This is a genomic window from Shinella sp. GW835-FHT14H05, from assembly GCF_058793575.1.
Genome location: NZ_JBXAFY010000002.1, coordinates 636339 through 647954 on the forward strand (window position 1 = coordinate 636339; position 11616 = coordinate 647954).

Consider the following 11616-nt stretch of genomic DNA (forward strand, 5'->3'; position numbering starts at 1 on the left):
GGCATGGCTCATCCTTCGGCTCGGCGACGAGACACCAGCCAGCGCGATCTTCCGGTTACGGTTTGCGGTTAGCCGGTCTCGCCGTCGAGAACGACTTCATCCTTCTTTTTCCTGAGGGCCGGAACGATCATCGCGATCACGACGATTGCTGTCAGAAACAGAAACCCGGCGCTTATGGGCGAGGTGACGAACGTGGTCAGGTCGCCCTTTGACAGAAGCAGCGCCCGTCGGAAGTTTTCCTCGATCATCGGTCCCAGCACGAAGCCGAGGATGAACGGCGTCACCTCGCAATTGAGCTTGACCAGGACGTAGCCGACCAACCCGAAGACCGCGATGAGATAGATATCGAGGGGGCTGTAGTTGATGGAAAACACTCCGATACAACAGAACACCAAGATCGCAGGGAACAGCCAACGATACGGCAGGCGCAGCATGTTCACCCACAATCCGACGAGCGGCAGGTTGAGGATGACGAGCAGCAGATTGCCGATCCACATGCTGGCGATCAGGCCCCAGAAGAGAGCGGGATGCTGCGACATGACCTGTGGTCCGGGAGAAATGCCCTGGATCATCAGTGCACCTAGCATCAGGGCCATCGTGGCGCTGCCCGGAATGCCCAGCGACAGCGTCGGTATGAACGACGTCTGGGCGGCCGCGTTGTTAGCCGCTTCCGGCGCTGCAAGTCCGGCAACGGCCCCTTTCCCGAACTTCGACGGATCGCGCGAGACGCGCTTCTCGATCATGTAAGCGGCAAACGAGCTGATCGTCTGGCCGGCGCCGGGTAGGATGCCGAAGAACGTGCCGACCAGCGTGCCGCGAAGGATGGGGAAACCTGCCTCCCGCAACTCCTGGCGGCTCGGCATGAGGTTACCGACCTTGGCCGTGGCGACCTCCTGCGACCCCGAATTTTCGAGGTTCCTGACGATCTCCGAGATAGCAAAGAGCCCCATCGCCACGACCGTGAAGTCGATGCCTTCCACAAGGCCATAGGCCCCGAAGGTAAACCGACGCACGCCGGAATTGACGTCGGTGCCGGCAAGCCCGATCAGCACGCCCACCAGCGCCATGATGATGCTCTTGGAAAGGGAACCCTGCGCAAGTGCGGCAGTGAACACGACCGCCATCAGCATGAGGGAAAAGTAGTCGGCGGCCCCGAAGTCGAGCGCGATCGCCGTCAGCGGTGGACCGGCAAGCGCAATCAGCGCCGTTCCGAAACAGCCGGCGATGAAGGAACCGATCGCCGCAATGGCGAGTGCTGCACCGGCGCGCCCTTTGCGCGCCATCTGGTAGCCGTCGATGCACGTCACCACCGATGACGATTCCCCCGGCAGGTTCAAGAGGATGGCCGTGGTCGAGCCGCCATAGGCCGCACCGTAGTAGATGCCGGCCAGCATGATGAGCGCGCCTTCGGGCGGCAGGCCAAAGGTCAGGGGCAGGAGAACGGCGATCGTCACCAGCGGCCCGACACCCGGCAGAACGCCGATGAAGGTTCCCAGCAACACGCCGATGAAACAGTAGAGCAGGTTTTCCGGCGAGAACGCGACACCAAAGCCCAGCGCTAGATTGGAGAAAATATCCATCAGAAGAACCAAAGCTTGAGAGGAAGACCCAGCCCATAGACGAAGACGCCGACGGGGATGGCGGTCAGCACAACCAGCATGGCCGCCAGTTCGAGCCAGGTGCCTTCGGAACGCGAAAAGCGGCTGAGAAAGACTAGGGCGAGCACGCTTGCGACCAGGCCGTAGGACTGGATCAGAAGTCCGAACACCGCCACGGCGGCAAGCACGAACAGCAGCGGGCGCAGATGCAGCCTTTCCAGCGGCTCGGACGAATCCGGCCGCAACGCCGCGCGGATGGCGACAAGGGCTCCGAGTGCCGTGATGCTGATGCCGAGCACGACGGGGAAGTAACCCGGCCCCATCGCCGCCAGCGTTCCCAGCCGGTACGAACTGCCGATCACCGTCGCCCCGGCACCAAGCGCCATGAAGATGATTCCGGACAGTAGATCTTTCGTCACATGCATGATGGCATCTCAGCTCTGTGAAAGGATCGCCACGGACCCAAGTTCATCCGCCCCGACATTGGAAAGAGCGTCCCATCGCACGCGTTCGGCGTGCATGAAGCGGCCGAACCCATCGGCGCTACCGGGCGTGGACGAGAGTCCGCTCCGCTCCAGCGCAGAGGCAATCTCACCGAACGCCAGCGCCGACCGGCAAGCCGCATTCAACATCTCGGCCCTTTGGGACGGCAGGCTTTTCGACCCGACCAGCCCCAGCCAGTTGAGAACCACGCAATCCGGCATTCCCATCTCCGCCACGGAGGGCACGTCGGGAAGGAGGGGAATCCGGGTAGGCGACGTTACGGCGAGTGCGTGCAGCTCGCCGCGGCGGATACGCGGAAGCATCGACATCAGGTTGTTGAAGCTGAAGTCCACCCGGCCGGCGGCGAGGTCTGCGTAAAGCTCGTTGGTCTGATCGTAGATGACCGTATTAAGGTCGATATGCGCCTTCCGCCCAAACAGCTGCGTTGCCAGGAGGGGCGCGCCCACCGTGGCCGAAGCGGCGAAGCTCCGCCGGCCCGGCCCGGCCCGGCAGGCCGCCAGCACGTCGCCCAAGGTCCGATAGGGCGAGGACGCACCGGTCGCAAGGACCATCGGAGCCTGCGCGAGCAAGATGACCGGCGTGAAATCCTCGATCGGATCGTAGCCGGCCTCGGGCTGGGCATTCGGGAGAAGCGCATGGGTGCCGAGCGTGGCGATCATCAGCACGTCGGCGTCCTTGCTCGCCGCCACGAACCGCGCGGCCCGTGCGCCATCCTCGCCCTGGATGCGGTGGATTTCCACCGCACGCCCGGACTCGCGGCCGATGGCTGGCGCCATCAGGTTGGCAATGTCGTCGGAAGCGCTCCCCGGCGAGAAGCCAACCACAACCTGCAACGGGGCAGCGCCTCTGCCGGCAAGGCTTTCCGCCGGAAACTCGATCGCCTGCGTCACTGGGCTATCTCCAGTTTCGCCGCCTTCACGATATCACCCCACTTGTTGATTTCCGACGAAATATAGTCCTTGAATTCGGCAGGCGTGTCGGTGACGGGCTCGGCCCCGAGTTCACGCACTTTGGATGCGATCGCCTCGTCCTTCATGATCTCGCCGATTTCCTTGGCCAGACGCTCTGTGATCGCTTCCGGCGTGCCGGCGGGAGCGACGAGCCCGATCCAGGTGACAGCCTCAAAGCCCTCGAACGTTTCGGCAAGTGCCGGAATGTCCGGCGCGGCTTTTGACCGTTCGAGGCTGGTGAGGCCCAGCGCCTTCAGCGTACCCTGCTCGATATGCGGCTTGGCGGCGGGAAGGCTGCTGAAATACATTGACACTTCACCGCCGATAACCGCCGTCAAGGCCGGACCGCCGCCACGATAGGGAACGTGGGTAAGGTCGATGCCGGCCTTGAGCTTGAGAAACTCGCCGGACAGATGCGTCGTGCTTCCATTGCCGGCGGATGCGAACGTGAGTTCGCCAGGTGTCGCCTTCGCCTTCTCGACCAGCTCCTGGACGGTATTCACCCCAAGGCTGGGCTGTACGACGAGGACGTTCGGAAAGGTGGCCAATAACGATACCGGGGCGAAGTCAGTGCGCGGATTGTACGGCAGCTGCGGATCGATGGTAACGCTGATCGCCATCGGCGCAACATTCGCCATCAGGAGCGTATAGCCATCGGGCGCAGACTCGGCCACAACAGCCGATCCGACGGCGCCCCCTGCCCCGTCGCTGTTTTCGACAATGACCGGCTGTCCGAGGCGCGCCTGCAATTGTGCCGCGACCAGGCGTACGATGATGTCGCCGCCGCCGCTCGGGGCAAAGGGCACCACGATCCTTACAGGACGGTCAGGGTAGTCGTCGGCGAAGGCAGGGACAGTCGCCAGATGCGCCGACAGAGCGGACGCGGCGACAAATGCAGCCGCGTGACAGAAGGAACGTCGATTAATCAGCTTTGGCATGAGACTGCTCCACGGTTACGGCCCATTTCTTGGTCTCTGAAGACACGAAGGCGGCGAATTCCTCGGCGGTGTTGTCGACCACGTCGAAGCCGCGATCGAGCAGCCCCTGGCGTATGACGGGATCACTAATGACGCCCTGGAAAACTTTGTGGAGTTTGCCGATTATTTCCGCGGGCGTGCCCTTCGGCGCCATGAGGCCGAACCAGGTCACCGCTTCATATCCGGGATAACCGCTCTCGGCGACCGTCGGAAAGTTGGCTGCCAGCATGCTGCGCTGGGCGCTTGTGACGGCCAGTCCCTTGATCGCGCCGGCCTCGATCTGGGGTATTGCGGCCGGAAGCGTCAGGAATGCCGCGTCGATGCGCCCGCCCAGGAGATCCGTCAGGACAGGTGCGGCACCCTTGTAAGGAATGTGCCGGACGTCGATGCCCGCCGTGGACTTCAGCATTTCCATGGCGAGATGGCTTGGTCCGCCGTTACCGGAAGATCCATAGGTCAGTTCGCCCGGCTTCGAGCGCGCCAGTTCGACAAATTCCTGAAGGGTCTTGACCTGTACGTTGGGACCGACCGCCAGGATGAAGGCGGACGAGCCGAGCCGGATGATCGGCACGAAGTCCTGCTGTATCTCGTAGCCGGGGTCGTCATAGAGGCTCATGCCGATCGTGTGGGCGACATTACCCTGAAGCAAGGTGTAGCCGTCGGGCGCAGCATCCTTCACGACAATGGCAGCGAGATTGCCGCCCGCACCCGGCTGGTTTTCGATGATGAACTGTTGTCCGAGCTGCTTGCCGGCGGCTTCGCCGGCAATCCTCGCCAGCGTATCGGCGCCGCCGCCTGGCGGAAACGGCACGACGAAACGTATCGCCTGATTGGGATAGGTTTCCTGTGCCTGGACGGCATGAGGTTGAATGGCCAATGCCATCGCACAGAATGCGAACAGCCAGCCCGTTAGGCGTTTCATCACAGTTCCTCCCTTTGTTGAGATGCCGGCCACTCCTCAATGACGGCATCCTTCGTCTTGGCTAAAAGCGGTAGACCTCCGCGGGATTGTCGACCAGAACCTTTTTCAAGGCCGCGTCGTCAGGAATCCAGCTTGAAAGCAAGTCCACAAGATCTCCATCGTTGGGCATTGCCTTGTTGATCGTCGTGTGCGGCCAGTCCGTCGCCCACAGCAGGCGGTCCGGGCGCGTGGCGACGAGTTTATGGATGAACGGCGTCACATCAGGATACGGAAATTCCTGCTTCGAGACGCGCATCGGCCCGGACAGCTTGATCCAGCAGCGCCCTTTCTCCAGCAGCTGCAGCATGGCCTGGAAAACGGGGCCATCAAGACCAGCCTCGACCGGCACCTGGCCGATATGATCGACCACGACCGGCACGGGAAGGCCGGAAAGCAGATCCTGCTGGTCGACGAATTGCTCCGGGTTCATCCGAAACTGGAGATGCCAGCCAAGTGGTGCGATGCGGCGGGCGAGATCCATCGCAGCACTGGCGCCGGCGCCATTTTCGTGGCGCAGGTTCAGCCTTATACCGCGCACGCCGATCGCGTCCATGCGCTGGAGATCGGCGTCTGACACCTCCTCCGGCGTCACGACGACGACACCGCGCAGCGGGAACCTGTTCACGGCGAGCGCGTCCAGCAGGGCAGTATTGTCGCGCATGTAGGTGCTGGGCTGCACGAGCACTCCCCGCTCGATGCCCAGCGTGCCGAGAAGCGCGATATAGCGGTCCAAGGGGCCGTCGTGTGGCGTGTAGCGCCGCTTCGGGCTGTACGGGTATTTGTCTTGCGGGCCGAATATGTGGGCGTGGCAATCGCAGCTTCCCGCAGGCAGCTTGCGATCGGGCTTGCGCGTCTGCGCGACGGGCGCGGCAATGGTCGGCTCCACGATTGTGGCATCGGTAGTGGACATCGAAACTCCTCATTACGCTTTTCGGAGACGAACCGGCTTCGGCGGGCGGATGGCGATGGACTTGGCCGCATCGCCGACGGCCCGCCGTCCGAATTGCGGTTCGCGTCAGGCAGGCTGCAACGCGGCTTCCCGCTTGATCGTCTCAATGATGCCGGCCGTGAATGCCTTGGTGCCGGCCTTACCGCCGAGGTCCGGGGGCACGATGCCGCGCTCGATGGTCTTGCGCACGCCATTGTCGATGATGCGGCTGACGTCACGGCATTTTTCATTGCCGGTCTTCTGGAAGATCCACCGCATCAGCAGTGACGTCGAGAGGATCAGCGCGGAAGGGTTCGCCAGATCCTTGCCGGCAATATCGGGCGCCGTGCCGTGGACCGCCTGGGCCATGGCGTGATCGTGGCCGGCATTCAGCGACGGCGCCATGCCCACGCCGCCCGCAAGACCGGACGCCTGGTCCGACAGGATGTCCCCGAACAGGTTCGTCGTCGCCACGATCCGGAAACGCTGCGGATCGCGCGGGAAGGATGAGCTGAACGTATCCACGCGCACGATATCGATGTCGATATCAGGATAGGATGGGCGCAGCGCCTCGAAGGCATCGATGAACAGCCCTTCGGTCTGCGGCAAGGCGGTACGCTTGTGGATGATCGACATGCGCTTTTCACCAGCCGCACGGGCATAGTCGAAGCTGAAACGCGCGAAGCGGTCGGATGCCGCCTTCGTGATGACGCGCAACGACAGGGACACGTCTTCCGTCGGCTTGAACTCGCCGTAACCCCAGGCGAGATTGCGGTCCGGATAGAACCCTTCGGTGTTCTCGCGCAGCACCGTGATGGACAGGTCCGGCACCAGCGGATCGAACTGCGGCCAAGCCTCGACGGGGCGAACATTGGCGAAGAGCTTGAAACGACGGCGCAGCAGGCCGTTGGGATGGCCGCGCACCGGATCGTCCTTTGGATATTCGCCGGCAAATGTCGGGCCGACGATGAGAGCCTGATGGGTATCCACGACATCGAGGGTCTCAGCGGGCAGGGTGGAGCCCGTTGCCTCGTAGGCCTTCCAGCCGACATACGCCGATGTCAGCACGAGGGCCAGCCCGACCTGGGCTGCAGCCGCCTCGAGAACGCTTACCGTCGAATCTGTGATCTCCGGACCGATGCCGTCTCCCGGCAGAACGGCAATTTTCACGGGACTTTCCATCGGCATAACCACTCCTTGATTTCTTCCCTGCCTTTGACCGGTTGCGCTTGTTTTTTCGCAATCCGGCGACCGACATCGCGGCCTTGGCCGTCATTTAGGCGCCGTTGTGTTAGAGCGTCAAATAATATAGTCTTCCATTATTATAACCTTTCAGCATAATGAAAAACCATGAAGCTCCAGCACCTGCAATATCTCTGCGAGATCGTCGACAGCGGATTGAATATATCAAATGCTTCCGATGCTCTTAATCGGTCGCAGCCGGGCGTCAGCCGCTACATGAAGCAATTCGAGGACGAGCTTGGCGTAAAGGTATTTCACCGAAGCGGAAAACGATTGCTCGGCTTGACCAAAGCCGGGCAGGAGATACTTGGTATAGCACGGCGCATGATCAGTGATGCCGGAACGATCAGGACCATCAGCGACGAATACAGTGCGCGTGACGAAGGAACCCTCGTCATCGCGACAACCCATACGCAGGCGCGCTACATGCTGCCGCCCACTGTTCTGGCCTTCGTCCAGCGTTATCCGAAGGTTAGGCTGAGCCTGAAGCAGGGCAATCCCACGGAAGTGGCGACCTGGCTCACATCCGGCATGGCGGACCTTTCCATCGCGGCAAGCCCCTCCCAGCCGGCCGCACCCCTCCTCCTCCTGCCGTCATACGATCTGGGGCGCATCATCCTGACCGTGCCCGACCACGAATTGCTGAGCGGCGGCCCGATCACGCTGGAGCGCCTCTCGCGCTTTCCCATGATCACCTATGACGATGTCTTCACGGGCAGCATTCAAATTCACGAGACCTTTCGCAAGGCGGGACTGGAACCGCGCGTCATCGTCAGCGCGACCGATTCCGACGTCATGAAGGCCTACGTAAAGATCGGCCTCGGCATCGCTATCGTCGGCGACATCGTCTACGACGAAAAGGTCGATGCCGATATCCGCGCCATAAACGTGTCGCATCTGTTCAGGCCCAACACGATCTATATCGGCCTGAACCGGGAATCCTACGTCCGCAGCTACACCTACGATTTCATCCGCATGTTCGATCCCCGATGGACGGCGGCCAAAGTGCGCAAAACCCTTGAAAGAGCGCACTCCTCCGATGCCATCGCCTCCAACGAGATCACCGCCATGCCGGCGCCGTTGATGCAGTCCACCCGCCTTGAAAGCTGATGCGCAATTTCAAGCTATGAAGGAGCTGTCATGCCCCGCATGTTAAACCTGCGTCAGTTGGAGGCGTTTCGGGCCCTGATGCTGACGGGCACCACGGTGCAGGCCGCCGCCATGCTGGGGATTACGCAGCCGGTCATCAGCCGCCTCATTTCCGACCTGGAGTTTCAATCCGGCCTGTCCTTGTTTGTCCGCAGCGGCGGCCGTCTGCGTGCCACGCCCGAGGCCGACATCTTATTCGCAGAGCTGGAGCGGACGTTTTATGGTCTCGACCACCTCAGCAGCTTCATCAAAGGCATCCGCAATGTGGGCGGGACGCTGAACATCCTGGCCACCATGCCCATGGCACACGGCATCCTGCCCTCCGTTTTCCAGCGGCTGAGCAAAAACAATCCGGACCTACACATCACGCTGAAGACCGTGCTCAGCCGCGATGCGCGCGCCTGGCTCGACACGCAGCAGTTCGATGTCGCGCTGACCAACTATCCGATCGATTACCCCTCCTCTTTCACGCAGGACTTCATCCGGGTGAACGCCGTCTGCATCATGCCGCCGGACCATCCGCTGGCCGCACGCGACGTCGTGACGGCCGACGATCTGCGCGGTGTGTCCTTTGTCGCCATGCCTCCCGGTTCACGGCACCGCCAGAAGGTCGACCTGGCCTTCCAGCAGTCGGATGTGACGCCCAGGATATTGGTCGAGGCGCAGACGAGCGCGATCATCTGCGAAATGGTGGCGACGGGCATTGGTGTCTCGGTGGTGGACGAGATTTCGGCCCGCGCGTTCTTGTCGAAAGGGCTCGTTTTGCGGCCCTTCCTGCCAAAGCTGATTTATGAGTTCCGTATCCTGCTGCCGATGCAGCGGGAAATGTCCCACACCAGCCGCATCTTCATCAAACATGCCCGGGAATATGTCGCAGAGGCTTGGCCCGGCCAGAAATAGCGAGGGGAACCGGAAAGCTCCCCTCCTGGACGGTCAGCCATAGATCTCGTGGATCACGGCTTCGACTTCCCGCTCGCCGATTTCGACCTTTTCGTAAATCAGCTTTTCCAGCTTCTCGAAAACGCGCTCGATATTGGCGGATTCCGGGTTCAGGCCCATCGATTCGATCTTGACGGTGACGGGTGCGGTCTTGCCGCGTCGCAGCGAGGTCGAACCGAAGGAAACCGAGCGCCGGTTGCCGACGGTCTCGGCCTTGATGTTCTCCCAGAAATACCACTGGCCGCGCAGGATGCCGCCCAGATGGCTGCCGCCATAGGAATACATGTGCGGGCCGGTGACCGGGCGGTTGCGGGCAATGGGGAACTTGTAAAGCTCGGCGACCATTTCGCTCAGCGGCGTCAACTGGGTCATGTCGAGGCCGGTGCGGATGTTGTAGAGCGATTCCAGCACCGGCACGACCTGCTCGAAGGCCGCATTGCCGCAGCGATGTCCGGTCGAGTTGATAGTGACGTCGCAGGTGAGCGCGCCGGCACGGATCGCCTCGATCGAGTTGATGGTGGCAAGGCCATAGTCGTCGTGGCAATGCACGCCGATCTCGATATCCGGCCCCGCCAGCGCGCGGACGTAGCGGACAAGGAAGGCCATCGTTTCCGGTACGAACCAGCCGCGCACGTCATAGACGACGATGCGGTCCGCACCCGCATCCTTGGCCGCGCGCACGACGCGGGCCACGAGGTCCAGCCGGTGATAGTCCGTACCGACCGCGATCTTGCGGGCGCCGGACTGGCGGGCGTGGCTGACGGCATCGCCTATACGGCCCTCGATGTCGCCGTTCCAGTTCTGCGGGCAGAGGGCGTTGGTCATGATGTAACCCCAGTAGCCCACCAGGTTGACCAGGTCGGCGCCGGAATCGATGGTCTTCTGGATTTCGGTCCGGTAGTCGGGATCGTAGTAGCGGGTGTGCAGGCCAAGCTCCATCTTGCTGCCCGCGTTCCGCAGCATCTTCACGAATTCGATATGCTCCGGGATGGTCGGGTAGCCGACCTCGGCCTCGACGACGCCCATCGCCTCCAGCTTTTCAGCCAGCACCATCTTGATGCTGTTGTTGGCATAGACGCCGGGCGTGTTGATGCCGGAGCGCAGCGTATCGTCGCGAATGATGCAGCGGTCCATCACCCCCTGCGGCCGGTGCCCCATCGCCACCTTGTTGACGAGCGGCGTCATCCAGCGCTCCTGCTCGTCGATGTCGACCTCTTTCAGCAGGTCCGGGTGTTGTTCGCGTAAGCTCATGATATCTCTCCCAAATGGTTAGTCGATGATGATGAAGCAGTCCTGCGGGGCGATGGCGGCATAGGCCGCGGCGCCGGGCTGCAAGCGGATGTAGGGGGGAACCTTGGCGGTCAGCGTCTGGCCGTCCTCGGTGACGAGGGTGTATTCGATGCCTTCGCCGAGGAAGACCGCGTCGCGCACCGTCACGGGCCAGATGTTGCAGCCCGGAGGCAATGATGCGGTATCCTCGACCAGGCGGATGAGTTCCGAGCGGATGCCGAACTGCACGGCTGTGCCCGGACCGCCGACATCCGGCCGTTCTGGCGCGCCGACGATCGCGCCGGCGGCGGTGCGATAGCGCGCCAGGCCTCCCGTCACCCCGCTGTCGGCCACCGTGGCGGGTAATAGGTTGACGCTGCCGAGAAAGCTTGCGGCAAAGCGCGTCCGCGGGCGTGAATAGAGCTCGTTCGGTCCATCGATCTGCACGATGAGGCCCTTGTCCATCACCACGATCCGGTCCGAGATTGCCAGCGCTTCGGATTGATCATGCGTGACGTAGATCGCGGTGATGCCCAGGCGCCGCTGGATCTCGCGAATCTCGCCGCGCAATTGTTCGCGCAGCCGCACGTCGAGATTGCTGAGCGGTTCGTCGAACAGCAGGATCTGGCAGCGCGAGGCGAGCGCACGGGCAAGCGCGATGCGTTGCTGCTGCCCGCCGGACAGCCGGCCGGGCGAGGTGTCGCGCGCATGCGCCAGCCCCACCAGCTCCAGCGCCTGCATGGCTTGCGCCTCGCGATCGGCCTTGGAGAGTTTCTGGCGCAGCAGCGGATAGGCGACGTTCTCGGCGACCGTCATGTGCGGCCACAGCGCATAGGACTGGAACACCATGCCGATGCGACGCTTTTCCGGCGGCAGGTCCAGCCGCTTTTCGGCGGAATAGACGCAGGTATCGCCCAGCCAGATTTCGCCCCCGGTCGGCCCTTCCAGCCCGGCTATGCAGCGCAGCGTCGTGGATTTTCCGCAGCCGCTTGGTCCTAGCAAAGTGACGAGTTCGCCTTCGCCGACATTAAGCGAAACACTTTCCACCGCGCGAAAGCTGCCGAAGGATTTTTGAAGATTGTTCAGGCGCAGCATGCGT

Annotated in this window: 11 protein-coding genes; 2 read left to right on the forward strand and 9 right to left on the reverse strand. The window is 62.4% G+C overall.

What is annotated here, in order from left to right; genetic code table 11:
- Window positions 1-68: 68 nt before the first annotated feature.
- The 7 genes from AC1Q6Z_RS10370 to AC1Q6Z_RS10400 form a co-directional block, all read right to left on the reverse strand.
- Window positions 69-1580 (reverse strand): tripartite tricarboxylate transporter permease, encoded by a 1512-nt coding sequence (locus AC1Q6Z_RS10370; protein WP_492647704.1) that lies wholly within the window; start codon window positions 1578-1580, stop codon window positions 69-71.
- Window positions 1580-2023 carry a tripartite tricarboxylate transporter TctB family protein gene (locus AC1Q6Z_RS10375; protein WP_256115089.1) on the reverse strand — a complete coding sequence of 148 codons (444 nt, stop codon included), beginning with the start codon at window positions 2021-2023 and terminating at the stop codon, window positions 1580-1582. Before AC1Q6Z_RS10375 ends, AC1Q6Z_RS10370 begins: the two co-directional genes overlap by 1 nt.
- A gap of 9 nt (window positions 2024-2032) precedes the next feature.
- A complete protein-coding gene (locus tag AC1Q6Z_RS10380) occupies window positions 2033-2992 on the reverse strand; it encodes a Bug family tripartite tricarboxylate transporter substrate binding protein (protein ID WP_492647705.1) in 960 nt (319 codons plus the stop codon).
- On the reverse strand, window positions 2989-3990 hold the full coding sequence (locus AC1Q6Z_RS10385; protein ID WP_256115091.1) for a Bug family tripartite tricarboxylate transporter substrate binding protein: 1002 nt from the start codon (window positions 3988-3990) through the stop codon (window positions 2989-2991). Before AC1Q6Z_RS10385 ends, AC1Q6Z_RS10380 begins: the two co-directional genes overlap by 4 nt.
- Window positions 3974-4984, reverse strand: a complete 1011-nt coding sequence (locus AC1Q6Z_RS10390) for a Bug family tripartite tricarboxylate transporter substrate binding protein (protein WP_256115092.1) — start codon at window positions 4982-4984, stop codon at window positions 3974-3976. Before AC1Q6Z_RS10390 ends, AC1Q6Z_RS10385 begins: the two co-directional genes overlap by 17 nt.
- A gap of 28 nt (window positions 4985-5012) precedes the next feature.
- Window positions 5013-5900: an amidohydrolase family protein gene (locus AC1Q6Z_RS10395; protein ID WP_492647706.1), complete on the reverse strand. Its 888-nt coding sequence runs from the start codon at window positions 5898-5900 to the stop codon at window positions 5013-5015.
- Between the two features lie 105 nt (window positions 5901-6005).
- Window positions 6006-7088: an isocitrate/isopropylmalate dehydrogenase family protein gene (locus AC1Q6Z_RS10400; RefSeq protein WP_256115094.1), complete on the reverse strand. Its 1083-nt coding sequence runs from the start codon at window positions 7086-7088 to the stop codon at window positions 6006-6008.
- Window positions 7089-7268: 180 nt separating this feature from the next.
- On the opposite strand from AC1Q6Z_RS10400, the gene AC1Q6Z_RS10405 reads away from it, so the two are divergent.
- Together AC1Q6Z_RS10405 and AC1Q6Z_RS10410 are read left to right on the forward strand one after the other, a co-directional pair.
- Complete coding sequence (locus AC1Q6Z_RS10405; RefSeq protein WP_492647707.1) at window positions 7269-8270, forward strand: LysR substrate-binding domain-containing protein; 1002 nt, start codon at window positions 7269-7271, stop codon at window positions 8268-8270.
- Between the two features lie 30 nt (window positions 8271-8300).
- The gene (locus AC1Q6Z_RS10410; RefSeq protein ID WP_256115097.1) at window positions 8301-9209 is read left to right on the forward strand and encodes a LysR substrate-binding domain-containing protein; all 909 of its coding nucleotides are present in this window, start codon (window positions 8301-8303) and stop codon (window positions 9207-9209) included.
- Window positions 9210-9242: 33 nt separating this feature from the next.
- Here the strand turns inward: AC1Q6Z_RS10410 and AC1Q6Z_RS10415 are convergent, their stop codons facing one another.
- Both AC1Q6Z_RS10415 and AC1Q6Z_RS10420 read right to left on the reverse strand, forming a co-directional pair.
- A complete protein-coding gene (locus tag AC1Q6Z_RS10415; protein WP_256115098.1) occupies window positions 9243-10499 on the reverse strand; it encodes a LeuA family protein in 1257 nt (418 codons plus the stop codon).
- Window positions 10500-10517: 18 nt separating this feature from the next.
- On the reverse strand, window positions 10518-11612 hold the full coding sequence (locus AC1Q6Z_RS10420; RefSeq protein ID WP_256115099.1) for an ABC transporter ATP-binding protein: 1095 nt from the start codon (window positions 11610-11612) through the stop codon (window positions 10518-10520).
- Between the last annotated feature and the right edge of the window lie 4 nt (window positions 11613-11616).

Excerpts from the sequence above, each read along its gene's own strand:
- AC1Q6Z_RS10415 (WP_256115098.1), bottom strand. The coding sequence starts at position 10,499 with ATGAGCTTACGCGAACAACACCCGGACCTGCTGAAAGAGGTCGACATC.
- AC1Q6Z_RS10395 (WP_492647706.1), bottom strand. The coding sequence starts at position 5,900 with ATGTCCACTACCGATGCCACAATCGTGGAGCCGACCATTGCCGCGCCC.
- AC1Q6Z_RS10385 (WP_256115091.1), bottom strand. The coding sequence starts at position 3,990 with ATGCCAAAGCTGATTAATCGACGTTCCTTCTGTCACGCGGCTGCATTT.
- AC1Q6Z_RS10420 (WP_256115099.1), bottom strand. The coding sequence starts at position 11,612 with ATGCTGCGCCTGAACAATCTTCAAAAATCCTTCGGCAGCTTTCGCGCG.
- AC1Q6Z_RS10375 (WP_256115089.1), bottom strand. The coding sequence starts at position 2,023 with ATGCATGTGACGAAAGATCTACTGTCCGGAATCATCTTCATGGCGCTT.
- AC1Q6Z_RS10370 (WP_492647704.1), bottom strand. The coding sequence starts at position 1,580 with ATGGATATTTTCTCCAATCTAGCGCTGGGCTTTGGTGTCGCGTTCTCG.
- AC1Q6Z_RS10410 (WP_256115097.1), top strand. The coding sequence starts at position 8,301 with ATGCCCCGCATGTTAAACCTGCGTCAGTTGGAGGCGTTTCGGGCCCTG.
- AC1Q6Z_RS10405 (WP_492647707.1), top strand. The coding sequence starts at position 7,269 with ATGAAGCTCCAGCACCTGCAATATCTCTGCGAGATCGTCGACAGCGGA.